Source organism: Nonomuraea sp. NPDC048916 (genome assembly GCF_040649575.1).
Taxonomy (GTDB): domain Bacteria; phylum Actinomycetota; class Actinomycetes; order Streptosporangiales; family Streptosporangiaceae; genus Nonomuraea.
The window spans coordinates 83667-108521 of record NZ_JBEZFS010000017.1 but is presented as its reverse complement, the minus strand read 5'-3'; the positions used below and the strand labels follow the sequence as shown (position 1 = coordinate 108521).

The window sequence follows — 24855 nt, the reverse complement described above, 5'->3', positions numbered from 1 at the left end:
GGGAGGCCCGTGCTCGGCCTGGGAGTGACGAAGATCGGGATGAGCGACACGGCCGGCGAGCTGGGAATCGGGGTGAGCGCCCCGGCCAGTCGTGCCGCCCCTTGTGGATCTCGGTTGTGGATCTCGGTATCGGGGATGTCTGGTATATCGCCGAACGCGCCGAACGCGCCCGCTGCCGGGTGGGTGAAGGCGTCAGGAGAAGTCGTCCTGCACCTCGACCCCTTCCTGCTCCAGCGCCTCCTTGATCACCCGGAAGGCCAGCCCCGGAGGATAGCCCTTGCGGGCCAGCATGCCGGCGAGGCGGCGGGTGCGGGTCTGGGCGTCGAGATGGCGGGTGGCGGAGAGCTTGCGGTCGACGAGGCGCCGGGCGGTCTCCAACTCCTGGTCGGGGTCGAGCCGGTCGACCGCCTCGTTGACCGTCTCGGAGTCGACACCGCGGTGGCGGAGCTCGGCGGCCAAGGCGCGCTTGGCCAGGCCCCGGCCGTGATGACGGGAGTCGACCCAGGCTTCGGCGAACGCCTCGTCGTTGATCAGCCCCAGCTCGGAGAACCGGTCGAGCACGGCCTCCGCCGACGCGTCCGGCACGTCACGCTTGCGCAGGGCCTCGGCCAGTCGGGCCCGCGTCTTGGGGGCCATGGTGAGCAGCCGCAGGCAGATGGCCCGTGCCACGGCCTCGGGATCGGCATGGGGCGTGGCAGCGGCGGGTGAACCCTCGTCGGGCCCATCGCTCGGCCAGCCGCCCCCGCCCGTCGAACGTGCCCTCTTCCCACCCCGCCCGCCTGACGTCCCACCCCGGCCACCCGGCCCGCGTCTCTTCCCCGCCCGCCGCCCACCCGACTCCTCGTAGCCAGTCCCGCCGTAACCAGCTCCGCTGTATTCAGTCCCGCTGTATTCAGTCCCGCTGTATTCAGTCCCGCTGTATTCAGTCCCGCTGTATTCAGTCCCGCCGTAACCAGCTCCGCTGTATTCAGTCCCGCTGTATTCAGTCCCGCCGTTGCCAGTCCCGCCGTAACCAGCTCCGCTGTTGCCAGTCCCGCTGTAACCAGCCCCGTCGTCGCCCGAAGTGTCGTCGCCTGGGGCGACGGCAGGCGAGGGGCGATAGCGCGCCTCGGCATTGCCCGAGGCGTCATAGCCCGCCGGGCCGTTGTCGTCGGTGGACGGGGCGCGAGGCGTCCCGCGCTTGCGCTTGCGGCTGGGAGGTGGGCTGGGGAGGTCAGGCCAGGCGCCCCAGTCACGGGGCGCCTCGGGAGGGTCGGTGGCACTCACGTGACGACCGATCAGACGTCACCGGGCTTCGGCGTGGCGGCCTTGGATCCGCGACCCGAGGGGGCAGCGGCGGCCGGGACGGGCGCCGGGGGCTCGGTGGGCGTGTCGAGGCGAGGGCCCACTCCCAGCTTGTCCTTGATCTTCTTCTCGATCTCGTTGGCCATGTCGGGGTGGTTCTTCAGGAAGTTGCGGGCATTCTCCTTGCCCTGGCCGAGCTGGTCGCCCTCGTAGGTGTACCAGGCGCCGGACTTGCGGACGAAGCCGTGCTCGACGCCCATGTCGATCAGGCCGCCCTCACGGGAGATGCCCACGCCGTAGAGGATGTCGAAGTCGGCGACCCGGAAGGGCGGGGCCATCTTGTTCTTGACGACCTTGACCCTGGTGCGGTTGCCGACCGCCTCGGTGCCGTCCTTGAGCGTCTCGATGCGGCGGATGTCGAGGCGTACGGAGGCGTAGAACTTGAGGGCCTTGCCACCGGTCGTGGTCTCGGGCGAGCCGAACATCACGCCGATCTTCTCGCGCAGCTGGTTGATGAAGATGGCGGTGGTGCTGGTGCTGCTGAGGGCGCCGGCGACCTTGCGCAGGGCCTGGGACATCAGGCGCGCCTGGAGGCCGACGTGGCTGTCGCCCATTTCGCCCTCGATCTCGGCCTTGGGCACCAGGGCGGCCACCGAGTCGATGACGATGACGTCGACGGCGCCCGACCTGATCAGCATGTCGGCGATCTCGAGCGCCTGCTCACCCGTGTCGGGCTGGGAGACGAGCAGCGCGTCGGTGTCGACGCCGAGCTTCTTGGCGTATTCGGGGTCGAGGGCGTGCTCGGCGTCGATGAACGCCGCGATGCCTCCGGCCCGCTGGGCGTTGGCCACCGCGTGCAGCGCGACCGTGGTCTTGCCGGAGGACTCGGGACCGTAGATCTCCACGATCCTGCCGCGAGGCAGGCCGCCGATGCCGAGCGCGACGTCAAGGGAGATCGACCCGGTGGGGATCACCTCGATGGGAGCTCGGGCGTCATCGCCGAGGCGCATGACGGAGCCCTTGCCGAACTGCCGCTCGATCTGGGCGAGGGCGGTTTCGAGGGCCTTCTCGCGGTCGTTGATAGCCATGGGAACTCCCCCTGGAGGGTCGTGGTCCGATCAGTCGAGTGAAAGCTATGGCCTGCCACCGACATTTTCCTGAGGTTGCCGGGGAAAGCCGTGGCCCGGCGAAGTCAATGGTAGCCGAACGGCTGTTCGATCACATCGGTAACACGCTGCCCGACGCGCACGACTCGTGGCGGCCCCGGCGGGATCTTCACACGGGGTGGCGCGGCGCGGGCCGGGTCCGCTCACAGGACGCCTCACGCGCGACGAGCCGGACATTCACGTGATTACGACGAGCGTGTTGTGATGCGTCGTGAGCTGGGAAGACTTGGTGCAGAGGGTTGGAGGCGGCGACGTGGCCAACACGTACACCGGGGAACGGCGCACCCATCTGGAAGCACTCGCCGAGCTGCTGCCCGAGCAGGGCCTGGTGAGCCGCATGGTAGGCGGGGACGATCCGATGCTGTGGGTGTGGCACCCGAGCACCGGCCGCCAGACGATCATATTCGCGACGCCCTCACGAGCGGGCTGGGTCTTCCTGTGGTCACCGGGCGGGCAGAGCGGTGTCGACGATCTCGCGCGTACGGCCCGCGCGCTCAGGGAGACGCTGGGATCAGCGAAGTCTGGGTGAGACGTCCTCCACCTGGCAGACCGCCCGCCAGACCGTTTTGGCGCTCTCGCCGTCGGCCAGTGCCTGCGTCACCGTCCGGCCGCCCAGCGGGGCCAGCACGTAGTCGCGGGCCCACGAGTCGGCGTAGGTCTCACCGAAGTGGGCGCGCATCCGTCTCCAGAACTCGGTCAGGCGCATCAGCCAAGTATGGAACCACCGGGTGGGTGGGTAGGACCTGCGCATGGCAAAGACCCCCAAGTCCTCCCCGTCCAAGTCCGCCAAGGTGAAGGCCAACCGCGCCCGGCGCCGTGCGTTACGTCTGGTGCGGCGGCTGGCCGTGCAAAGTGAGAAAGCCGAGCGGTCCGAGAGGCACGCGGGCATCAGGCAGGCGCCCCGGGCCGGCAAGCCGCGGACGCGCAGGGCGTCGCGGCGATAGTCACATCACACGCGAGCCGTACATCTCCCCGAGATGGTCGGCGAGCAGCTCCAGGCGGGTGCCGTCGGGGTCCTTGAAGTAGATGGAGGCGCCGCTCTCGATCTGGTGCGGCACGCCGGCCATCTCCAGCTTCCCGCGCAGGCGCTCCCAGGTGGCGGGGTCGACGGAGATGGCGATGTGGTGCAGCCCGCCGAGCACTTCTTGGTAGGGGGCGAGGTCGAGCCCCGGGAAGTCGAAGAAGGAGAGCAGGTTTCCGTTGCCGACGTCGAAGAAGAAGTGGCTGGAACCCTTGTGGTCACGGTTCTCGAAGATCTCCGTGAGCGGAAACTCCAGGAGCTCCTGGTAGAACAGGATCGTCCGCTCCATGTCGGAGGAGATCAGGGCGAGGTGGTGCAGGCCGCGCGCGCTGCTCAGCGGCCGATGAGGTAAGAGAAGGCGCTCCCTGATGTCCTCGCGGCGAGCCCCGATGGCTGCGTAGTCGATGCCCACGGTCGCTCTATGTCCGCCACCGCTCCCGCTCAACCGCTCCGCGCGGGCACAATGCGTTTTCTGTCGGTGGGGCGAGGCACTATGGGCAGGTGAGCTCGCTCGACCAGTTCAGCCAGGTGACCAGGCAGTGGTTCACCGGCGCCTTCGCCGCTCCCACCGCCGCCCAGGAAGGCGCGTGGGAGTCCATCGCGCGCGGTGACAACACGCTGGTGGTCGCGCCGACCGGGTCCGGCAAGACGCTGGCGGCCTTCCTGTGGTCGCTCGACCGGCTGGCCGCCGAGCCCGCCGAGCCGGGTGAGCGCGCGGGCACCAGGGTGCTCTACGTCTCGCCGCTCAAGGCGCTGGCCGTCGACGTGGAGCGCAACCTGCGCGCCCCACTGGCCGGGCTCAGGCAGACGGCCAGGCGGCTCGGGCTGCCCGTGCCGGAGATCTCGGTGGCGATCCGGTCCGGCGACACCCCGGCCGAGGATCGCCGGCGGTTCGCGGCCAGGCCGTCCGACATCCTCATCACCACGCCGGAGTCGCTGTTCCTGCTGCTGACGAGCCAGGCGCGTGACGCGCTGCGCGGCGTGCGCACCGTGATCGTCGACGAGGTGCACGCGGTGGCGGCCACCAAGCGGGGCGCTCACCTGGCGCTCAGCCTGGAGCGGCTCGACGCGCTGCTGGAGCGGCCCGCGCAGCGGATCGGGCTGTCGGCGACCGTGCGCCCGGTGAGCGAGGTCGCGACATTCCTGGGCGGCGCGCGGCCGGCGGCGGTGGTGCAGCCGCCGTCGGAGAAGCGCATCGAGGTCGAGGTCGTGGTGCCGGTCGAGGACATGACGGAGATGGAGGCCCGGCCCCGGGCCGGCGACGGCGAGGAGCTCGTCCCCGACTCCGCCACCCGCTCGATCTGGCCGCACGTGGAGGACCGGCTGTTCGACCTGATCGAGGCGCACAGTTCGACGATCGTGTTCGCCAACTCCAGGCGGCTGGCCGAGCGGCTGTGCACCCGCCTCAACGAGCTCGCCTACGACCGCCGCCAGGGCCTGGAGGCGATTGATCTGTCGATCTGGGAGACGCCCGGGCCCCCGCACCAGACGTCCGAAGCCCCTCATCAGACGGCCGACCCCTCGCACCAGACGGCCGCCGAGTCCCCGCGGCAGGCCGCCGGGTCCTCGCGGCAGCCGTCCGCCGGCCCCCCGCAGCGGATGCCGGCCGAGCTGATGGCCCAGGCGGGCGCGAGCAAGGGCGTCGTCACCGAGGTCGTACGCGCCCACCACGGGTCGGTGTCCAAGGAGGAGCGGGCGCAGATCGAGGAGGCGCTCAAGTCGGGGCGGCTGCCCGCCGTGGTCGCCACCTCCAGTCTCGAGCTGGGCATCGACATGGGCGCGGTCGACCTGGTGGCCTGCGTCGAGGCGCCGCCGAGCGTGGCCAGCGGCCTGCAGCGCATCGGCCGGGCCGGCCACCAGGTGGGCGCCGTGTCCAAGGGAGTGATCTTCCCCAAATACCGGGGTGACCTGGTCCAGACGGCCGTCGTGGCCGAACGCATGCGCACCGGCCAGATCGAGGAGCTGCGCTACCCCCGCAACCCGCTCGACGTGCTGGCGCAGCAGATCGTCGCGATGACCGCGCTCGACGAGTGGACGGTCGACGAGCTGGAGGCCCTGGTCAAGCGGGCCGCCCCCTACGCCACGCTGCCGCGCACCGCGCTCGAGGCCACGCTCGACATGCTGGCCGGGCGCTACCCGAGCGAGGAGTTCGCCGAGCTGCGCCCGCGCGTCGTCTGGGACCGCGTGACCGGCACGCTGCAGGGGCGGCCCGGCGCCCAGCGGCTGGCCGTCACCAACGGCGGCACGATCCCCGACCGGGGCCTGTTCGGCGTCTTCCTGGTGGGCGAGAAGGCCTCCAGGGTGGGCGAGCTCGACGAGGAGATGGTCTACGAGTCGCGGGTCGGCGACGTGTTCGTGCTGGGCGCGACGTCCTGGCGGATCGAGGACATCACGGCCGACCGGGTGCTGGTCTCCCCGGCTCCCGGCCAGCCGGGCAAGCTGCCGTTCTGGCACGGCGACGCCCCGGGCCGCCCGGCCGAGCTGGGCAGGGCGATCGGCTCGTTCCTGCGGGAGCAGGCCGAGCACGGCTCCACCGAGCGGCTGAGGGAGGCCGGGTTCGACGAGTTCGCCTCGGCCAACCTGCTCTCCTACCTGGCGGAGCAGCGCGAGGCCACCGGCTACGTGCCCGACGACCGCACTCTGCTGATCGAGCGGTTCCACGACGAGCTGGGCGACTGGCGGGTGGTCATCCACTCGCCCTACGGCGCGCGGGTCCACGCCCCGTGGGCGCTGGCGATCAACCGGCGGCTGCGCGAGCGCTACGGCGTCGACGTGCAGGCCGTCCACTCCGACGACGGCATCGTGCTGCGCGTCCCAGACACGCTGGCCGAGCCGCCGTCCGACGTGGCCGCGTTCGACGCCGAGGAGATCGAGCGGATCGTCACCGAGGAGCTGGGCGGGTCGGCGATGTTCGCCTCCCGGTTCAGGGAGTGCGCCGGGCGGGCTCTGCTGCTGCCGCGCCGCACGCCGGGCAGGCGCAGCCCGCTGTGGCAGCAACGCCAGCGGGCGGCCCACCTGCTGGGGGTGGCCTCGCGATACGCCTCGTTCCCGATCGTGCTGGAGACCATGCGCGAGTGCCTGCAGGACGTGTTCGACGTGCCGGGGCTGGTGCGGCTGATGCGTGACATCGCCGCGCGCCGGGTGCGGCTGGTGGAGGTGGAGACGTCGCAGGCGTCCCCGTTCGCGGCGTCGCTGCTGTTCCGCTACATCGGCGCCTTCATGTACGAGGGCGACGCGCCGCTGGCCGAGCGGCGGGCCCAGGCGCTGGCCCTCGACACCACGCTGCTGGCCGAGCTGCTCGGCCAGGCCGACCTGCGTGAGCTGCTCGACCCCGACGTCATCTCAGACGCCGAGCGGGAGCTGGCCAGGCTCGACCGGCCGCTGCGCGACGTCGAGGACCTCGCCGACCTGCTGCGCTCGCACGGGCCGCTGCTCGCGCCCGACGTCAGCGTCCGTGGTGGTGATCCGGCCTGGCTTCAGGAGCTCGTACGTGCCCGCAGGGCGATCACCGTGCGGATCGCGGGCGAGGAGCAGTGGGCGGCGATCGAGGACGCGGCTCGGCTGCGTGACGCGCTGGGCGTGCCACTGCCGGTCGGCGTGCCGCACGTGTTCCTGGAGCCGGTGGCCGATCCGCTGGCCGACCTCGTCGCCCGCCACGCCCGCACCCGCGGGCCGTTCCACGCGGGCGGCGCCGCGGTCAGGTTCGGCCTCGGCGTGGCCGTGGTGAGCGACGCCCTGCACCGGCTGGCCGCCTCGGGGCGGGTGGTCAACGGCGAGTTCAGGCCGGGCGGCCGGGGCGAGGAGTGGTGCGACGCCGGGGTGCTGCGCATGCTGCGGCGCAGGTCCCTGGCCAGGCTGCGCAAGGAGGTCGAGCCGGTCGCGGCCGAGACGCTCGCGCTGTTCACGCCCGCCTGGCACGGCATCACCGGCCCGTCCGGCGCGCCACGTCCGGTGACCGGCGCCGCGGGTTCGGCTCGGGCGATGGACGCGCTGGTGCGCTCGGTCGAGCAGCTCCAGGGAGCGGCGGTGCCCGCGTCCGCGCTGGAGACGCTGGTGCTGCCGTCGCGGGTGCCCGGCTACCATCCGGCGCTGCTCGACGAGCTGACCTCGTCGGGCGAGGTGATGTGGGTGGGCCAGGGGTCGCTGCCCGGTGGCGACGGGTGGGTGTCGCTCTTCTTCGCCGACACCGCGCCCCTGCTGCTGCCCGAGCCGGCCGAGATCACCATGACGCCGCTGCACACCCGGGTGCTCGACGCGCTCGGCGGGGGAGGGGCGCTGTTCTTCCGGGGGCTGTCCGACCAGGTCGGCTCTCTCGACGACACGGCGCTGGCCACGGCCCTGTGGGATCTGGTGTGGTCGGGGCGGGTGTCGGGCGACACGCTCGCGCCGCTGCGGGCCACGCTCGGGTCCGGCCGTCCCGCGCACCGGCCGGCCACGCCGCGGCGACGGCGGGCGGTGCTGCCCAGCAGGACCGGCCCGCCGACCGTGGGCGGCCGGTGGTGGCTGCTGCCGGGTCCGGCCGCCGACGCCACCCAGCGGGCCCACGCGCAGGCGGAGGTGCTGCTCGAACGGCACGGCGTGGTGACGCGGGGGGCGGTGACGTCCGAACGCCTGCCGGGCGGCTTCACGCCCGTCTACCAGGTGCTGCGGGCCTACGAGGAGAGCGGGCGGTGCCGCCGCGGCTACTTCGTCGAAGGGCTCGGCGGCGCCCAGTTCGCGCTGCCGGGAGCGGTCGACCGGATGCGGGCGATGGCACCGGGCATCGCGCCCGGCCCGGCCGAGGGGGCCGGCGGATCCCGTGGGACGGGAGACCTGGCGGGCGATACGGCGCGAAGGGCCGTGGTGCTGGCCGCCGCCGACCCCGCCAACCCCTACGGCGCGGCCCTGCCCTGGCCCGCCCGCCCCGGAGACGTGGGGCACCGGCCCGGCCGGAAGGCGGGGGCGCTGGTGGTGCTCGTCGACGGCTTCCTGGTGCTCTACGTGGAGCGGGGCGGCAAGACGCTGCTGTCGTTCGCCGACGACGAGCGGCTGCGGCCCGCGGTCGACGCCCTGGCGCTGGCCGTGCGCGACGGCGCGCTGGGCAAGCTGACCGTCGAGCGGGCCGACGGCGCCTCGATCGTCGGCTCGCCCCTGGCCGAGGCCCTGGAGGAGGCCGGGTTCCACCCGACGCCACGAGGGCTCCGGCTGCGCTCGTAGCGCACGCGGGCCGGCCCCATCCGCACCGCGGCGACCACGGACATGATGGTGCCGCGCATCCTGGCCCAGCCCACCGCCACCAGGAGAAAGCCTTGCACGCTGGCCATGGCGGTCGGCCTGTTCCGGCCCGACGCCGGCATGGTGCTGCTCGGGCTCGCGTTGGACGGTGCCGGACTGTGGATCCCGTCCACGTACGAGCCGAAGGCCACGCCGGATCGGCCCGCCGAGGCCGAGGCGACCCGATGAGGGAGCCGAGCCCGGGTGCGCGGGGCTTTTCGGAGACGGCTTCCCTCATGGGGAGACGCCATCACGTTAGACACGCTTGATAACTCGTTTGCTTGCTCGTGACCTGTTCGACGCATAACCTCGACGGCAGTGAGGAGTTACTCCGCGCAGTGCGGATTGCCATACCGGTGAGCAACGGACGAGCGAGCTTGGTTGATCGAGACGGGCGAGGTGTCGGCTATCGGAGTCGACGCCCGGTCAGTCTTGGCTTGATATCCGTCGTGGTGATGACGCCGATCGGGCTTTCCGCTCCGCGCATGTGACCCCTCCCTATCTGAGGCCGCGTTATGGGTGATGGGGACGCGAGGAGGGCGGGGCGCACATGGGGCCGCTTGTCGTGGTGCTTTCGGTGGCGGTGCTCCTGCTCACGTTCGGAATGATCACCGCGCTGCTCATCGTGGTCCGGCGCACCTCGGCCGGCGTCCCTCGCGCGTCCGAGCCCAGCCCCGAGCAATTGCAGGCCGTCCACGAGGAGCTCGAACAGGCGCGTGCGGAGGCCGGGGAGATTCGTGGCAAGGCCGAGTCCGACGCCGAGGAGATCCTGCGCAGGTCGGAGGCCGCGGCCGAGAGCGCCGCGCAGATGCGGCGCGAGGTCGAGCAGGAGAGCCGGATCCTCAAGAGCGAGCTCAAGGAGCTCAGGGCCGACCTCGAACGCAGGGAGGGCCGGCTGGCCGAGCGCGAGCAGCGGCTGGACGAGGAGGCCCGGCGGCAGGCCGAACGTGACCGCAAGCTGGCCGAGACCGAGATCGAGCTGGCCGATCGGCGTTCCGAGCTGCTCAAGGTCGAGGAGGAGCGGCGGGTCATCCTGGAGCGGGTGGCCGGGCTCACGGGCGAGCAGGCCAAGGCCGAACTGGTCAGGGAGATCGCCAACCAGGCCAAGCGCGAGGCCACGCTGATCATCAGGGAGATCGAGGGTGAGGCGCGCAAAGAGGGCGAGAAGCGAGCCACCAAGATCGTGACCCTGGCCGTGCAGCGGGTGGCGGCGGAGCAGACGGCCGAGTCGGTCGTCAGCGTGCTGCACCTGCCGGGCGACGAGATGAAGGGCCGCATCATCGGCCGCGAGGGGCGCAACATCAGGGCGTTCGAGTCGACCACGGGCGTCAACCTGATCATCGACGACACACCGGAAGCGGTGCTGCTGTCCTGTTTCGATCCCGTACGCCGGGAGACCGCCAGGCTGACCCTGGAGAAGCTGGTGCTCGACGGCCGGATCCACCCGCAGCGCATCGAGGAGGCCCACGAACGCAGCCGGGCCGAGGTGCAGGACCTGTGCGCCCGCGCCGGCGAGGACGCCCTGGTCGAGCTCGGCATCACCGACATGCATCCCGAGCTGGTCCTGCTGCTCGGCCAGCTCAGATACCGCACCTCTTACGGCCAGAACGTCCTCAAGCACCTCATCGAGTCCGCGCACATCGCCGGCATCATGGCCGCCGAGCTCAAGATGGACCAGAGGTTGCTGAAGCGCTGCGCCCTCCTCCATGACATCGGCAAGGCGCTCACCCACGAGGTCGAGGGCAGCCATGCGCTGATCGGCGCGGAGATCGCCCGCCGCTACGGCGAGCAGGAGGACGTGGTGCACGCCATCGAGGCGCACCACAACGAGGTCGAGGTCCGCACCGTGGAGGCGGTGCTCACCCAGGCGGCCGACGCGATCTCCGGCAGCCGCCCCGGCGCCCGCCGCGAGTCGCTGGAGGCGTACGTCAAGCGGCTGGAACGCCTGGAGGAGATCGCGCAGTCCTACGAGGGCGTCGAGAAGGTCTTCGCCATGCAGGCCGGGCGGGAGATCCGGGTGATGGTCAAGCCCGACGCCATCGACGACATCCAGGCCCAGGTCATCGCCCGCGACGTGGCCAAGCAGGTCGAGGAGGAGCTGACCTACCCGGGCCAGATCCGCATCACGGTCGTGCGCGAGTCGCGCGCCACCGAGTTCGCGCGCTGACGCTCGGCCGGGTCAGCCGAACAACTGCTGGTAGAAGGCCAGCTCCGCGGCCAGGGCGGCGGCTCGCGTCTCGGTGCGGCGAAACCCGTGCCCCTCACCCTCGAACGCGAGATAGGTGCAGGGGACGCCGCGCTCCGACAGCGCCTCGGCGAACGCGGCCGACTGCCCGGGCGGCACGATCGGATCGTCGAGCCCCTGCAACAGCAGCATCGGGCAGGACACCCCGTCGACCAGGGTGAGTGGCTCGCGCGCGGCGTAGACCTGGAGGTCTTCGGGGCCGACGAGCCACTCCACGTAGCGCGACTCGAAGTCGTGGGTGTGGGCATTGAGCGGGCCCAGCGCGCTGACACCGTAGTAGGACACGCCTCCGGCGAACGCGCCGGAGCGGCAGCAGGCCGCCATCACCGTCCAGCCTCCGGCGCTGGCGCCGCGCACGGCGATGCGCGCCGGATCGGCCAGCCCTTCGGCGGCCAGCCACTCGGCCGCCGCGACCATGTCCTCCACGTCGACGACGCCCCACAGGCCCTTCAGCCGCTCGCGGTAGGCCCGGCCGTGACCGGTCGAACCGCCGTAGTCGACGTCCAGCACACCGATGCCGCGCGACGTGAGCAACGCCTTCTCCAGGTCGAGCGCGGTGTTCGCGTGGGCTGTCGGCCCGCTGTGGGCGAATATCACGTAAGGGGGAGCCTCCGGCGAGTCGATGGCCGGGTTGGACGGCGGGTAGAGGAAGGCGTGCACGTGCCGCCCGAACCGGCCGGTCACCTCCACCGACCGCGGCGAGGGCAGGTAGGCGGTGTCCGGCAGCTCCTCGATGTCGCGCTTGAGCCCTTCGGCCCGGCCCGTCATGGTGTCGACCCGGACGATCGACGTGGCCACCGCCGGACCGTAGCCGGCCCCGACCAGCCTCATGCCGTCGGCGGCCAGCGCCGGCTCCCACCCGGCGTAGGGCACGTCGAGGTCGGTGAGCTGCCCCGTGCCGGGGTCGAGCAGGCCCAGCCGCAGGTCACCGCGCCCGTGCAGCACCGCGAGCCGCCCGTCGCCGAGCATGGTGTACGGCAGGCCGCCCAGGTGCCATGGTGGCCAGGCGAACTCCTCCTCGGCCGGGCAGAGCGCCCGGGACGAGGTGCCGTGGATGCCGATCTGGTAGAGGTTCCACCAGCCGGATCGGTCGGAGATCAGGTAGAGGTGCCCGTCGTCCTTCCACTGCGGCGCCAGGACGGACTCCGACGCACCGCCCTGGACCGTCCACGAGGCGCCGTCGGCGAGGCGGGTGACGCGCAGCTCGGTGCCGTTCCACGGCATACGGGGATGGTTCCAGCAGATGTAGGCCAGATGCCGGCCGTCGGGGGAGAGGGCGGGGCAGGCGTAGAAGTCGGCGCCCGTGGCCCACTCCCGGGCCTCACCGCCCGTGAGCGGGAAGGAGACGACGGACCGGGCGATCTTGCCGTCGTCGTGGTGGCGTTCGCGCACGCACCACACCTGGCCGTCGCGTACGAGCAGGTCGGCGTAGCGGGAGCCGTCGCCGACCGGGGTGATCGCGATGGGCTCGTCGCCGAGCAGATAGAGGCGCTGGTCGGCGAGGTTGGCGAAGACCACGCCACCCTCGGGGGTCACCGCGTAGGGGCGGCCGCCGTACTCGTGGACCCGGGTGCGGGCGCTCCACGGCGCGCGCAGCAGCTCCTGGTGGGTGCCGTCGGCGGCGCGACGCATGATCGTGGTGCGGCCGCCCTCGTCGGGGCGGTCCTCCACCCACCACACCTGGCCGTCGTGCGCTTCGGGCCAGCCCAGGCGGAGTCCGGAACGGGCGACGTCGGTGGTGGAGATGGGGGAGGGCCAGAAGGGCATAGCTGAATCCTGCCGGAAGATCGGCGGGCGTGCGGGGCGGTCACCCTTCTTCCGGCGACCACCCCGCGACGTCAGCTGAGCCCCGAGGCGCTCCCGCTGGCCGAGTGGTCCAGCCCGACCGCGCCGGGCGGCGCGATCGGCCTGGCCGCGGACCTGCGGCTGCGGCGGCTGCGCTTCTCCAGCCAGCTCGCCAGGTAGCTCAGCGCCAGGTTGAGCGTCACGTAGATGACGCCGATGACGATGGCCGCGGGGATCAGCGAGCCGAAGAAGGCGGCCGGCAGGATCTTGAAGCCGGTGTTGAGCAGGTCGACGTAGGCGATGATGTAGCCGAGCGCGGTGTCCTTGAGCAGGACCACCAGCTGGCTGATGATCGCCGGCATCATCGCCGTGACCGCCTGCGGCAGCAGCACCAGCCGCATCACCTGGTTCTTGCGCATGCCCACCGCGTAGGCCGCCTCGGACTGGCCCTTGGCGACGGCGTTCACGCCCGCTCTGACCACCTCGGCCAGCACCGAGCCGTTGTAAAGCGTCAGGCCGAGCACCACCGCGGCGAAGGCGTAGTCGCCGCCGCCGAACAGGGTCGGCGCGAGGTAGAAGATGAAGAAGATCAGCAGCAGCAGCGGGATGGCCCGGAAGACCTCGACCACCAGGCCCGCGGGGACCCGGATCCAGGCGTGGTCGGAGAGCCTGGACAGGCCGAAGATCGCGCCGAAGGCCAGGGCGAGCACCGCGGCCACCGCGGCGGCCTTCAGCGTGCCGATGAGGCCGGGGATGATGTAGAACTCCCAGGTCTCGGCCTCAAGGAACGGCTGCCAGATCTTGCCTTCCCACTGGCCCTTGGCGTCGAAACCCCGGTAGACCCCGTACAGGGCCGCCCCGACCGCCACGACGCTGACCAGCGTGAGGAGGTGGTTGCGCACCCTCGTACGCGGTCCGGGGGCGTCGAACAGGACAGAGGCGCTCATCGGACCACCGCCAGGCGTCGGGCCAGCCAGCCGGTGTAGTAGCCGATCGGCAGGGTGAGGGCCATGAAGGCCACGACGAGTCCGAGGAAGATCGGAATTGAGGCGCCGGTGGTGTCGAAGGTCTCCTTCATCACGGCCGCGGCGTCGGCGAGGTAGCCGCCGGCGGTGGCCACCGTGGTGTTCTTGATCATCGCGATCATCACGCTGCCGAGTGGTGCGATGACCGCGCGAAACGCCTGCGGCAGGATGATCAGCGTCAGTGACTGGAAGAAGGTCAGCCCGATCGCCCGGGACGCCTCCGCCTGCCCCAGCGGCACCGTGTTGATGCCGGCGCGCAGCGCCTCGCACACGAAGGCCGAGGTGTAGACCGCCAGGCCCAGCGCGACGAGCCAGAACGAGTTGGTCCTCGGCACGTCGGAGAAGACCAGGCCGAGCTGGTCGCTCAGACCGAGCGCGGAGAAGGCCAGGACCAGGGTCAGCGGGGTGTTGCGCACCACGTTGACGTAGATGGTGCCCGCCGCGCGCAGCACCGGCGTCGGGGAGACCCGCATCGACACCAGGATCGTGCCGAGGACGAGGGAGACGACCCCGGCCACGAGGGAGAGCTTGACGTTCTCCAGGAAACCCTGCGCGAGGGCGGGTGCGTACTTGATCAGTTCGTCCATCGTGCTCCACCACAGAGAAGGGCGGCGGCCGGGTGACCGGCCGCCGCCTCTGGTGTGACTAGGCGCATCCCTCAGCCGGCGGTGCGGCCTCCGACACCTTCAGTCCGTCGATGCCGCCGAACCACTTGTCCAGCAGCTGCTTCATGGTGCCGTCGTCCCACAGCTTCTTCACCGCGGTGTTGACGGCCTCACAGGTCTTGGTGTCGCCCTTCTTCAGGCCGATGCCGTACTTCTCGTCGGTGAAGCCCTGGCCCAGGACCTTGAAGTTGCCGCCGGCCTGCTTGGCGAAGCCCGCCAGGATCAGGTCGTCGGTGGTGACGGCGTCGAGGTTGCTGCCGGTCAGCTTCTGCACGCACTCGGAGTAGTTGGCGGCGTCGACCGTGGTGGCGTCGAGGTCGAGCTCACCGTCGGGCGGCGGGTCGGTGATCCGCTTGTAGGAGTTGGACCCGGCGGCCTTGCAGATCTTCTTCCCCTTCAGGTCCTGCGGGGTGTTGATCGAGGTGTCGTCCTTGCGGACCATCACGTCCTGGTGGGCGATGACGTACGGCCCGCCGAAGGTGACCTTGCCCTTGCGCTCCTCGGTGATGGAGTAGGTGGCGACGACCATGTCGACCGTGCCGTTGGCGAGGAACGGCTCACGGTTGGACGAGGCCGACTCCTTCCACTCGATCTCCACGTCCTTGCCGCCGGCCAGCTCCTTGACCAGGGCCTTGGCCACGTCGACGTCGAAGCCCTCGGGCTCGGAGCCCTTCTTCAGGCCCAGGCTCGGCTGGTCCCACTTGGTGCCGACCACGATCTTGTTGGCCCCTTGGACCTTGTCGACCACGGTGGAATAGCTTTCGTCACCACCGCCGCACGCGGCCAGGCCGACAGCCAGGGCCGCGATGGAGAGCACCGCTCCCGTTCGACGCATGTGCATGTGTACCTACCTCAATAGTCAGTGCGTGAGGATCTTCGAGAGAAAGTCACGCGCTCGGTCGGTCTGCGCGTTGGTGAAAAACTCGTCGGGGGTGTTCTCCTCCACGATCTGTCCCTCGGCCATGAAGACCACCCGGTTGGCGGCCCGGCGGGCGAAGCCCATCTCGTGGGTGACGACCATCATGGTCATTCCGTCACGTGCCAGCCCGACCATGACGTCGAGCACCTCCTGCACCATCTCGGGGTCCAGCGCGGAGGTCGGCTCGTCGAACAGGATCATCTTGGGGTCCATGGCCAGCGCCCGGGCGATCGCGACCCGCTGTTGCTGGCCGCCCGAGAGCTGAGCAGGGTACTTGTCGGCCTGCGCCGAGATGCCGACCCGCTCGAGCAGCTCCATGGCCCGCGCGTCGGCCGCCTTCTTGGCGACCCGGCGCACCTTGACCGGCCCCAGAGTGACGTTCTCGCGGATGGTCTTGTGCGCGAAGAGGTTGAACGACTGGAACACCATGCCGACGTCGGAGCGCAGCCTGGCCAGCGCCTTGCCCTCCTCGGGCAGCACCTCGCCGTCGAAGGTGATCGTGCCGCCGTCGATGGTCTCCAACCGGTTGATCGCCCGGCACAGCGTGGACTTCCCGCCGCCCGAAGGACCGATGACGACAAGGACCTCGCCACGGGAGACCGTCAGGTTGATGTCCTTCAGAACGTGGAGGGCCCCGAAGTGCTTGTTGACGTTCTCCAACTGGACCAGTGGAGTGACGTCCCCGTTCTCCGTCATGGGTCAAAACCTAGGGGGCCTTAGGACGCTGGTCACTAACCGAGCGGTACCGATCCGATCACATCATGCCACCGAGCTGCTGTTTTATATGCTAGCGGCTGCCGCAAGGCAGACAGCGACTACCCTTGAACGTGCCATGACTGTGACCCAGGAGAGCGCCCGCACCTACGAAGTGCGCACATACGGGTGCCAGATGAACGTCCACGATTCCGAGCGGCTGTCAGGATTGCTTGAGGACGCCGGTTACGTGCGCGCGGCCGACGGTGAGAGCGCCGACGTGGTCGTCTTCAACACCTGCGCGGTGCGCGAGAACGCCGACAACCGCCTCTACGGCAACCTCGGCCACCTCCGGCCCGCCAAGATGAGCAACCCCCGCATGCAGATCGCCGTGGGCGGCTGCCTGGCGCAGAAGGACCAGGGCGAGATCGTCCGCAAGGCGCCCTGGGTCGACGTGGTCTTCGGCACCCACAACATCGGCTCGCTGCCGGTGCTGCTGGAGCGGGCCCGCATCGAGGGCGAGGCGCAGGTCGAGCTGAAGGAGTCGCTCGAGGTCTTCCCCTCGACGCTGCCCACCAAGCGCGAGTCCGCCTACGCCGCCTGGGTGGCCGTCTCGGTCGGGTGCAACAACACGTGCACGTTCTGCATCGTGCCCTCGCTGCGGGGCAAGGAGAAGGACCGGCGGCCCGGCGACGTCCTCGCCGAGGTCAGCACGCTGGTCGGCCAGGGGGTCCTGGAGGTCACCCTGCTCGGCCAGAACGTCAACACCTACGGCGTCGAGTTCGGCGACCGGCTGGCGTTCGGCAAGCTGCTGCGCGCCTGCGGCTCGGTCGAGGGGCTGGAGCGGGTCCGCTTCACCTCGCCGCACCCGGCCGCCTTCACCGACGACGTGATCGCCGCGATGGCCGAGACGCCCAACGTGATGCACCAGCTGCACATGCCGCTGCAGTCGGGCTCCGACCGCGTGCTCAAGGCGATGCGGCGCTCCTACCGGGCCGAACGCTACCTCGGCATCATCGAGCGGGTCCGTGCGGCCATGCCCGACGCGGCGATCTCCACCGACATCATCGTCGGCTTCCCCGGCGAGACCGAGGACGACTTCCAGGCCACCCTCGACGTCGTACGGCAGAGCCGCTTCGCCAACGCCTTCACCTTCCAATACTCCATCCGCCCGGGCACCCCCGCGGCGACGATGGACGACCAGATCCCCAAGGCGGTCGTCCAGGAACGCTACGAACGCCTGGTCGCCCTCCAGGAGGAGATCTCCTGGGAGGAGAACAAGAAGCAGGTGGGGCGCACGCTGGAGGTGCTCGTCGCCGAGGGTGAGGGCCGCAAGGACGACGCCACCCGGCGGTTGTCGGGCCGCGCCCCCGACAACCGGCTGGTGCACTTCGCCGTCGGCGACGAGACGCCGCGGCCCGGTGACATGGTGACGGTCGAGGTCACCTACGCCGCGCCACACCACCTGGTGGCCGACGGCGCCGTCCGCGCGCTGCGCCGCACCCGGGCCGGCGACGCCTGGGAGATCCGCCAGGGGGCTCCGGCCAAGGACTCCGGTGTGCTCCTGGGCATGCCGTCCATCGGCCGCCCCGACCCCGTGCCGGCGTCCGGCGGCTGCGCCGCCCACTGAGCCCGCGCCGGCGCTTGGTCAGCGGCGGAGGCCGTCGAGCAGTTGGTAGCAGTACGGGCGGCGGAAGTCGTCGAAGGTGGAGCACGGGTCCGCGCCTCGTGCCGGTGGCGCGGGCGGCTCCGGCGACGGTGTGCGCCTGGCCGTGACGGGAGGCTGCGTGGCGGCCGGACGTGCGGGCGGAGTCACTCTGGGGAGCGCCGACGGCGTGGCGACCGTGGGAGCCGGCTGGGTGGCGGCGGGGCGTGGCGGCGTGGGAGCGGGTGCGAGTGGCCCGGCAGGGCCCCGCTCCGCTGCCACCGGAGTCGCGTCGCCACCGCCGGCCGGAGGGACGGCCGCGTCGCCGGCGTGGGCGGGAGGGAGGGCCGTGGCGGCGGCGTCCTCCGGCGGCAGGGCCCTGACGGCGGTGGCCCCGGGTGGGGGGAGGACCTCGAGCCAGCGGGTGACCGGCGCCGGGTGACCGCCGGGCGAGACGGTGCGGAGCTCGGCGGGGCGACCCGCCTGCCCAGCCTGCCCAGCGTGTCCTGGGTGCTCGCCGGGAGTCACGGCGGCGGGCGACGGCGCCGGATATATCGCCTGCGGTGTCGGTGAAGGAATGCTCGATCCGCCGGAAAGCACGGCTTCCTGATCGTTTATCGACGCCTTTTTCGGGGCCGCCCTGGAGGCTCCGGTGAAGGCGAGGAATATGCCGAGGCCGGCGATGGCGAGCACTCCGGCCACGCCCGCCGCGGGCGCCAGGCGGCCCCGACTACCTGGGCGAATGGATCCAAGGGGGGACAAGTCGTGATTCCTTTGTGATTGGTGTGCGAGCATTCCACTGCTGCGGCTAGTGTGGTCCAACACCCGCGGAAGCCGGAGAGCTTTCCCGATACGACCGCAGGGAGTTGTCACCCATGCAGGATCCGACCGAGCCGGATCGCCAGGAAATCCTCACCGGGCCGGGCGACGAGCCCAGGTCTCCCAGAAAGAACAGAACCCTCGTCATCGCCGCCTCGGCGCTCGTGGCCCTCCTCGCCGCCGGCGGCATCGGCTACGGCCTGGCCGGCAACGACCCCGCCCAGGTCGGCCAGCCCGTCCAGCCCGCGCCGGCCCAGTCCGACGGCGAGGGCCAGGCGAAGGAGGACGACGCCACGGGCGACGCCACCACCGACGTCCCGCAGGACGGCACCGCCTCCGACGCCGGCACCGACACGGGCGGCGACACGGGCGGCGACTCGGGCACCCGCACTGATGCGAACACGGTCGACGAGCCCGCCGACCAGGGCTCGGCGGGCACCGGCACCAAACGCTCGACCAACGTCGGCACCGGCAAGAAGCCCACGTCCTCGCCCACCGCGCCGGCCGAGGACGAGCCGGCCGACAACCCCGCCGACGGCCCCGGCGGCCTGGTCAGCGGTCAGTGCGCCAAGAGCGGCTGCTGACCGCGCGGCGCCGCACGACCTGATGTGACGCGGACTCGGCTCTGCGCCGACCCGAAGTGGCTCGTTGGTTTCCCCCCTTACTGGACCTACGGTGAAGGCCACTTCCTTCATAGGGTCCGGGTATGACTGACAGAGCCGCGGTGCTGCGTGACCTCCATGTGCCGGGAAAGCCGCTGATCCTGCCGAACGTCTGGGACGCGGCGTCCGCCCGCGCCGTCGTGGAGGCGGGTTTCCCCGTGGTCGCCACCGGCAGCGCCGCGGTCGCCGAGGTGCTCGGATACGACGACGGCGAGGCGACGCCTCCCGCCGAGATGATGGCCGCGATCGCCCGCATCGCCCGGGCCGTCGACGTGCCCGTCACCGCCGACGTGGAGCGCGGCTACCGGCTCCCGCCCGCCGACCTGGTGGAACGGCTGACCGCCACGGGAGCCGTGGGCTGCAACCTGGAGGACACCGACCGGGCCACCGGTGATCTGGTCGACGTCGAGGAACAGGCCGGGTTCCTGGCCGCCGTACGGGCCGCCGCCGGGCCGGACCTGGTGATCAACGCCCGGGTGGACACCTACCTTCGCGGTGACCGCACCCGTCAGGCGGCCGTCGAGCGGGCGCGACGCTACCTGGAGGCGGGGGCCGACTGCATTTACCCGATCGGGCTCGGCGACGAGAAGGAGATCGAAAGGCTCGTCACCGAGGTCGAGGGTCCGGTCAACGTGCTGTTCAGGCCGGGGACACCCTCGCTCGCCCGGCTGGCCGAGCTGGGAGTGGCGAGGATCAGCTTCGGGCACGGGCTGCACGCGGCCGCGCACGCCCACGCGCGCACCCTGTTCCAGGCCGTCGCCGAGGGACGCGATCCGTACGCGTAGGCATACCCTGGCCTTGTGCTTGCCGCCGCGGCCGTCTGCCCGCACCCGCCGTTGATCGTGCCCGACCTGGCCGGCGCCGCCGCGTCCGAGCTGGACGAGCTGCGTTCGGCCTGTCGCGCCGCGGTCGCCGCGCTCCGCGCCGCCGGCCCCGACCTGCTCGTCGTGGTGGGCGGCGCCGACACCACCGCTCGATACGACGGCGGAGCCGCGGGCACGCTGCGCCCCTGGGGCGTCGACGTCACGGTGGGCCACGGCGACCCGGTCCTGCCGCTGTCGCTCACCATCGGCGGCTGGCTGCTGGACGCCCACGACGTCGACGGCTTCCAGGCGGTGGCCTTCGACGCCGCCCCCGGCGACTGCCTGGCCCTGGGCGAGGCACTCGTCCGGGAGGGCAGGGTCGCCCTGCTGGTCATGGCCGACGGGTCCGCCCGCCTCACCGAGAAGGCGCCCGGCTACTACGATCCGGCGGCGCAGCCGTACAACGAGGTGATCGCCCGCGCCATCGCCGACGCGGACGCGGCCGCGCTCGCCCACCTCGACCCCGCGAAGGCCGACCGGCTGTGGGTGGCCGGGCGGGCCGCGCTCCAGGTGCTGGCGGGGGCGGCCGGCACGGATGACTTCGAGGGAAGCCTGCTGGCCGACCTCGCCCCCTACGGCGTCGGCTACTTCGTGGGCCTCTGGCGCTGAAGGACTGGTACCGCGCCGGGAGGGAGAGCGTCGTCACAACGAGCGGGACCACGGACCTCGTCGACCTCAACCAGGAAGAGCGCAAAGTGTCACTGGAGCACTAGTCGCGGCCTTCCTCAGCCACTCCGTTCTCCATGGGAGACGGCTGCACCAGGCCGGGCCCGCGCGGACGGTCACGGTCGCTCCTCGCCAGCACGGCGGCGTCCGGGTAGTCGGTTGCGAAGGCGTCCACCCCGAGGTCGAGGTGCGCTCGGTACTCAGCCAGCGCGTCACCGTGATCGGTTGGCACCGCTCCGCGCCGCAGCCCGAGCGGCAGGTACTGGTTCTCGCTGCGGAAGGTGTACACCCCGATCTTCAACCCGGCCTTGTGCGCGTCGGCGACCAGCGTGGTCGGCGTCCCCGCGGAGCCGTCCGGGTTCAGCGGGATGGCTGGGGTTCGGCGGCGGCGGTGCCGGCACCCGCGACGGTGGCGACTACGGCGAGTGCCAATGCAGTGATCTTTCGCACGTGAGACTCCCTGCGGCACCAGCGCCGGAGACTCTCCCCGGCCGATCACCGCGCGGCGATCACGGTAATGATCAAAATCCACCGCCTTCCGCATAGAGGCGAAATTTCCGATGAATTGCTGAAGTTAGCGTTCCTGGGCCGTGATGTGGCGTGGGCGCTTGGGGACGGGGATGGTCATCAGGTCGCGGGCGAGGGTGACCGGGCCGTCGTAGCTCTGGCGGACCTCGTCGAGGAAGGCGGGCTCGTCGGCGTAACCGTAGCGTTCGGAGAAATGGGTGAGGACGAGGTGACGGGTGCGCGCCTCGGCGGCGACGAGACCGGCCTGGTGGGCGGTGAGGTGGCCGTACTCCTTGGCCAGGGCGGCCTCGGCGGACAGGAAGGTGGACTCGATGACCAGCAGGTCGGTGCCGGCGGCGAGCTCGAAGACGGCGTCGCAGAGGCGGGTGTCCATGATGAAGGCGGCGCTCTGACCGGGGCGGGGGACGCTGCACTGGGCGAGGGTGACGCCGCGGACGGAGCCGGTGCGCTGCAGCTCGCCGACCTCGGGGCCGTGGATGCCGTGGGCGGCGAGGCGGTCGGGGAGCATGCGGCGGCCGGTGGGCTCCTGGAGGCGGTAGCCGTAGGACTCGACGGGATGTGACAGGCGGCGGGCGGTCAGGGGGCCGATGGCGGCCTGGTCGCCGGTCAGGGGGTGTTCGGTGATGACGGTGGTGTCGGCGAAGACGGCGGCGTGGCGCAGGCGGCGCCAGTAGGTCTGACCGGAGGCCGGGAAGACGGCCCGGACGGGGTGGCGCACCTTGTCGCGGGCGATGCGCTGGATGACGCCGGGCACGCCGAGGCAGTGGTCGCCGTGGAAGTGGGTCAGGCACAGCCAGTGCACGTCGTTGGCGCTGACCCCGGCGTGTGCCATCTGCCGCTGGGTGCCCTCGCCCGGGTCGAACAGGAACCCCTGGCCGTCCCAGCGCAGCAGGTAGCCGTTGTGGTTGCGGTGCCGGGTCGGGACGGCGCTGGCCGTGCCCAGCACCACGAGTTCGCGAGATGACACGAGCGCGATGCTAGACGTTCGGCGTGGACTTCGCCGCTTTCGCGCCCGCGAACCAGGATGTCACGGGCGTACGATATGACCCGGATGCCGCGTACGACGAGCTCACGTGAGGAACATGATGGCCACGGTCGCGTTCGCCGAGGTGCCGACGCCGGTGGGGTCGTTCGTGCTGGCCGTCACCGAGGACGGCCTGGTCGCGTCGGGATGGGGGTCGCGGGCGCGCCTGAGCGAACGTCTCGGCCTGCCCGAGGTGCACGACCCTGCCCGCACGGCCTTCGCCGTCGCGGAGCTCGGCGCCTACTTCACGGGTGAGCTGCGGGTGTTCGAGACGCCCGTCGACTGGCGGCTGACCTCGGGCTCGCGCCGGCAGGTGTTGCGGGCGCTGCACCGGATCCCCTACGGCACGGCCGTGACCTACGGCGAGCTGGCCACCCTCAGCGGCTCGCGGGTGCCGGCCCGCGGCATCGGCTCCATCATGGGCTCCAACCCGATCCCGATCGTGGTGCCGTGTCACCGGGTCGTGGCGGGCAACGGCCTCGGCGGGTTCAGCGGCGGAGAGGGCGTCGAGACGAAGCGCTGGCTGCTGACCCACGAGGGATACCTGCAGCCAACGCTTCTCGATCTCTGACCGGTCAGCCCTCCTCGTCGCCGGTCTTGTCCTCGGCGGCCCGTCCTGTCTGGCCGCCGCCGGCGGTGTCTTCGCCGTGTCCGCGAGGCTCACCGGGCATCTCACCCGGCTTCTCCTGCCTGCGCTGCTTGGGGATGTGGTGCGCCTTTTCCTGCAGGCCGCCGAGCATCTCCTTGACCTTGTCCAGAATCGACATCTGATCCCCCGATCAGTCGTCCCTGGCCGGCGCCAGGGCGCCGTCTGTCCATTCCTACCCCGACTCTTGACACACTTACCGGTGTGCGCCAGCAGCCAGTCATCGCCGTCGTGGGCCCCACCGCGGCCGGAAAGTCCGATCTCGCCGTGGATATAGCACTCCGGCTGGGGGGTGAATGCGTCAATGCCGATTCGATGCAGCTTTACCGAGGCATGGACATCGGCACCGCCAAACTCTCCCTTGCCGAACAGCGGGGCGTCCCGCACCATCTGCTGGACATCTGGGACGTCACGGTCACGGCCAGCGTCGCCGAATACCAGAAGCTGGTCAGGCCGCTCATCGAGTCGCTGCCGGTGCCCGTGCTCGTCGGCGGCAGCGGGCTGTACGTCCGGGCCGCCATCGACGACCTGGAGTTCCCGGGCACCGACCCGGAGATCAGGGCCAGGCTGGAGGCCGAGCTCGCCGAGACCGGTCCCGCGCCCCTGTACGAACGGCTCAGGCGGGAGGACCCGGCCGCCGCCGCGGCGATCCTGCCGAGCAACGGCCGCCGGATCGTCCGCGCCCTGGAGGTGATCGAGCACTCCGGCCGGCCGTTCTCGGCCACGATGCCGTCCTATCGGGCGGTCTATCCCAGCGTGCAGCTCGGGCTGCGGGTGCCGAGGCCGGAGCTCGACGAGCGGATCGAGGTCCGCGTCCGGCGCATGTGGGCGGCGGGGCTGGTCGAGGAGGTGCGGGGCCTGCTCGGGCGGGGGCTCGCGGAGGGCCGTACGGCCGGCCGGGCCCTCGGGTACGCCCAGGTGCTGCGTTTCCTGGAAGGGGAGTGGACCGAGGAGCAGGCGCTGGAGGAGACGGTCAGGGCCACCCGGCGCTTCGCCCGGCGCCAGGAGTCGTGGTTCCGCCGCGATCCCCGGGTGCGCTGGCTGCCGTACGACGCCCCCGATCTGCTCGAACGATCCCTGGCGCAGATCGCCCGCCCCGACTCGGCATAAAATTCGAACATGCGATTCCTCAAGGGCCACGGCACCGAGAACGATTTCGTCATCCTTCCCGATCCCGACGACGAGCTGGAGCTGCATCCCGCGCTCGTCTCCGCGATCTGCGACAGGAGGGCCGGCATCGGCGCCGACGGCGTGCTTCGCGTGGTGCGGAGCAAGCTCAGCCCCGAGGTCTCCGACCAGGCCGGCGAGGCCGAGTGGTTCATGGACTACCGCAACGCCGACGGCAGCATGGCCGAGATGTGCGGCAACGGCGCACGGGTCTTCGCCCGCTACCTCGTCGAGGCCGGCCTGGCCGAGCCGGGCGAGTTCGCCGTGGCCACCAGGGGCGGCGTCAGGAAGGTGCGGCTCGATGTCTCCGGCGACGTCACGATCGAGATGGGCAAGCCCGTGGTGCGCGGCCGGAGCGTCGCGAGCGTCGGCGGTCAGGAGTACGAAGGCGTGCACGTCGACCTGGGCAACCCCCATCTGGCCTGCCCCATCGGCGACCCCGTCGTCCAGCTCGACCTCGGCCATCAGCCCGGCTTCGACCCGGGCGTCTTCCCCAGCGGAGTCAACATCGAGCTGTTCAACGCCGTCGGCGAGGCGCGCGCGGTCATGCGGGTCTTCGAGCGCGGCGTCGGCGAGACGCGTTCGTGCGGCACCGGCGCGGTCGCCACGGCCGTCGCCGCGGCCGGGCTGAGCGGCGAGACCACCGGCGTCTGGGCGGTGGAGGTGCCCGGAGGCACGCTCACGGTCACGCTGGAGGCAGAGACCAGCTACCTGTCGGGCCCGGCGGTTCTCGTCGCGTCCGGAAATCTGATGCTTGCAGAATGATGTTCTCCTGAGGG

25 protein-coding genes are annotated in these 24855 nt (G+C 71.2%); 12 read left to right on the top strand and 13 right to left on the bottom strand.

Annotation, left to right across the window (positions count from 1 at the left end):
• Positions 1–192: 192 nt before the first annotated feature.
• Both AB0C16_RS20080 and recA read right to left on the bottom strand, forming a co-directional pair.
• On the bottom strand, positions 193–669 hold the full coding sequence (locus AB0C16_RS20080; protein WP_357684938.1) for a regulatory protein RecX: 477 nt from the start codon (positions 667–669) through the stop codon (positions 193–195).
• A 608-nt stretch (positions 670–1277) separates the two neighbouring features.
• A complete protein-coding gene (gene recA, locus AB0C16_RS20075; protein WP_357684936.1) occupies positions 1278–2372 on the bottom strand; it encodes a recombinase RecA in 1095 nt (364 codons plus the stop codon).
• Between the two features lie 307 nt (positions 2373–2679).
• Between recA and AB0C16_RS20070 the strand changes: the two genes are divergently transcribed.
• Entirely contained in the window at positions 2680–2979 is a 300-nt protein-coding gene (locus AB0C16_RS20070) for a hypothetical protein (protein WP_357684934.1), read from the top strand.
• Here the strand turns inward: AB0C16_RS20070 and AB0C16_RS20065 are convergent.
• Complete coding sequence (locus AB0C16_RS20065; RefSeq protein WP_357684932.1) at positions 2962–3156, bottom strand: DUF3046 domain-containing protein; 195 nt, start codon at positions 3154–3156, stop codon at positions 2962–2964. The two genes, AB0C16_RS20070 and AB0C16_RS20065, sit on opposite strands and share 18 nt — an antisense overlap.
• 43 nt (positions 3157–3199) lie before the next feature.
• On the opposite strand from AB0C16_RS20065, the gene AB0C16_RS20060 reads away from it, so the two are divergent.
• Positions 3200–3394: a hypothetical protein gene (locus tag AB0C16_RS20060; RefSeq protein ID WP_357684930.1), complete on the top strand. Its 195-nt coding sequence runs from the start codon at positions 3200–3202 to the stop codon at positions 3392–3394.
• On the opposite strand, the gene AB0C16_RS20055 is transcribed toward AB0C16_RS20060, so the two are convergent.
• Positions 3395–3883, bottom strand: coding sequence for a VOC family protein (locus AB0C16_RS20055; RefSeq protein ID WP_357684928.1), 489 nt, complete (start codon positions 3881–3883; stop codon positions 3395–3397). It lies immediately after the preceding gene.
• 89 nt (positions 3884–3972) lie between these two features.
• Here AB0C16_RS20055 and AB0C16_RS20050 point away from each other — a divergent pair, with 89 nt between their 5' ends.
• From AB0C16_RS20050 to rny, 3 genes are all read left to right on the top strand, one after another.
• A complete protein-coding gene (locus AB0C16_RS20050; protein WP_357684926.1) occupies positions 3973–8667 on the top strand; it encodes a DEAD/DEAH box helicase in 4695 nt (1564 codons plus the stop codon).
• Between the two features lie 42 nt (positions 8668–8709).
• On the top strand, positions 8710–8913 hold the full coding sequence (locus AB0C16_RS20045; protein ID WP_357684924.1) for a hypothetical protein: 204 nt from the start codon (positions 8710–8712) through the stop codon (positions 8911–8913).
• Positions 8914–9274: 361 nt separating this feature from the next.
• Positions 9275–10891: a ribonuclease Y gene (rny, locus tag AB0C16_RS20040; protein ID WP_357684922.1), complete on the top strand. Its 1617-nt coding sequence runs from the start codon at positions 9275–9277 to the stop codon at positions 10889–10891.
• Between the two features lie 12 nt (positions 10892–10903).
• Here the strand turns inward: rny and AB0C16_RS20035 are convergent, their stop codons facing one another.
• The 5 genes from AB0C16_RS20035 to AB0C16_RS20015 form a co-directional block, all read right to left on the bottom strand.
• Complete coding sequence (locus AB0C16_RS20035; RefSeq protein ID WP_357684920.1) at positions 10904–12736, bottom strand: prolyl oligopeptidase family serine peptidase; 1833 nt, start codon at positions 12734–12736, stop codon at positions 10904–10906.
• Between the two features lie 71 nt (positions 12737–12807).
• Positions 12808–13701 (bottom strand): amino acid ABC transporter permease, encoded by an 894-nt coding sequence (locus AB0C16_RS20030; RefSeq protein WP_357684918.1) that lies wholly within the window; start codon positions 13699–13701, stop codon positions 12808–12810.
• A complete protein-coding gene (locus AB0C16_RS20025) occupies positions 13698–14366 on the bottom strand; it encodes an amino acid ABC transporter permease (protein WP_357684916.1) in 669 nt (222 codons plus the stop codon). Before AB0C16_RS20025 ends, AB0C16_RS20030 begins: the two co-directional genes overlap by 4 nt.
• Positions 14367–14424: 58 nt before the next feature.
• Positions 14425–15285 carry a glutamate ABC transporter substrate-binding protein gene (locus AB0C16_RS20020; RefSeq protein WP_357684914.1) on the bottom strand — a complete coding sequence of 287 codons (861 nt, stop codon included), beginning with the start codon at positions 15283–15285 and terminating at the stop codon, positions 14425–14427.
• Between the two features lie 18 nt (positions 15286–15303).
• Positions 15304–16059, bottom strand: a complete 756-nt coding sequence (locus tag AB0C16_RS20015) for an amino acid ABC transporter ATP-binding protein (protein WP_357684912.1) — start codon at positions 16057–16059, stop codon at positions 15304–15306.
• Positions 16060–16195: 136 nt separating this feature from the next.
• On the opposite strand from AB0C16_RS20015, the gene miaB reads away from it, so the two are divergent.
• Positions 16196–17686: a tRNA (N6-isopentenyl adenosine(37)-C2)-methylthiotransferase MiaB gene (gene miaB, locus AB0C16_RS20010; protein WP_357684910.1), complete on the top strand. Its 1491-nt coding sequence runs from the start codon at positions 16196–16198 to the stop codon at positions 17684–17686.
• A gap of 18 nt (positions 17687–17704) precedes the next feature.
• Here the strand turns inward: miaB and AB0C16_RS20005 are convergent, their stop codons facing one another.
• Positions 17705–18229: a hypothetical protein gene (locus AB0C16_RS20005; RefSeq protein WP_357684908.1), complete on the bottom strand. Its 525-nt coding sequence runs from the start codon at positions 18227–18229 to the stop codon at positions 17705–17707.
• Positions 18230–18576: 347 nt separating this feature from the next.
• On the opposite strand from AB0C16_RS20005, the gene AB0C16_RS20000 reads away from it, so the two are divergent.
• The 3 genes from AB0C16_RS20000 to AB0C16_RS19990 all read left to right on the top strand — a co-directional run bounded on the left by AB0C16_RS20000 (position 18577) and on the right by AB0C16_RS19990 (position 20654).
• Positions 18577–19104: a hypothetical protein gene (locus tag AB0C16_RS20000; RefSeq protein ID WP_357684906.1), complete on the top strand. Its 528-nt coding sequence runs from the start codon at positions 18577–18579 to the stop codon at positions 19102–19104.
• A gap of 122 nt (positions 19105–19226) precedes the next feature.
• A complete protein-coding gene (locus tag AB0C16_RS19995; RefSeq protein WP_357684904.1) occupies positions 19227–19967 on the top strand; it encodes an isocitrate lyase/phosphoenolpyruvate mutase family protein in 741 nt (246 codons plus the stop codon).
• Positions 19968–19982: 15 nt separating this feature from the next.
• Positions 19983–20654 (top strand): hypothetical protein, encoded by a 672-nt coding sequence (locus tag AB0C16_RS19990; RefSeq protein WP_357684902.1) that lies wholly within the window; start codon positions 19983–19985, stop codon positions 20652–20654.
• Positions 20655–20754: 100 nt separating this feature from the next.
• On the opposite strand, the gene AB0C16_RS19985 is transcribed toward AB0C16_RS19990, so the two are convergent.
• Entirely contained in the window at positions 20755–21012 is a 258-nt protein-coding gene (locus AB0C16_RS19985; RefSeq protein WP_357684900.1) for a hypothetical protein, read from the bottom strand.
• Positions 21013–21285: 273 nt separating this feature from the next.
• A complete protein-coding gene (locus tag AB0C16_RS19980) occupies positions 21286–22206 on the bottom strand; it encodes a ribonuclease Z (RefSeq protein WP_357684898.1) in 921 nt (306 codons plus the stop codon).
• A gap of 115 nt (positions 22207–22321) precedes the next feature.
• Between AB0C16_RS19980 and AB0C16_RS19975 the strand changes: the two genes are divergently transcribed.
• Entirely contained in the window at positions 22322–22834 is a 513-nt protein-coding gene (locus tag AB0C16_RS19975) for a methylated-DNA--[protein]-cysteine S-methyltransferase (RefSeq protein ID WP_357685261.1), read from the top strand.
• A 4-nt stretch (positions 22835–22838) separates the two neighbouring features.
• On the opposite strand, the gene AB0C16_RS19970 is transcribed toward AB0C16_RS19975, so the two are convergent.
• Positions 22839–23030 carry a hypothetical protein gene (locus tag AB0C16_RS19970; protein ID WP_357684896.1) on the bottom strand — a complete coding sequence of 64 codons (192 nt, stop codon included), beginning with the start codon at positions 23028–23030 and terminating at the stop codon, positions 22839–22841.
• Positions 23031–23113: 83 nt separating this feature from the next.
• Here AB0C16_RS19970 and miaA point away from each other — a divergent pair, with 83 nt between their 5' ends.
• Entirely contained in the window at positions 23114–24019 is a 906-nt protein-coding gene (gene miaA / locus AB0C16_RS19965; protein WP_357684894.1) for a tRNA (adenosine(37)-N6)-dimethylallyltransferase MiaA, read from the top strand.
• A gap of 9 nt (positions 24020–24028) precedes the next feature.
• Positions 24029–24841 (top strand): diaminopimelate epimerase, encoded by an 813-nt coding sequence (gene dapF, locus AB0C16_RS19960; protein WP_357684892.1) that lies wholly within the window; start codon positions 24029–24031, stop codon positions 24839–24841.
• The last annotated feature ends 14 nt before the right edge of the window (positions 24842–24855 follow it).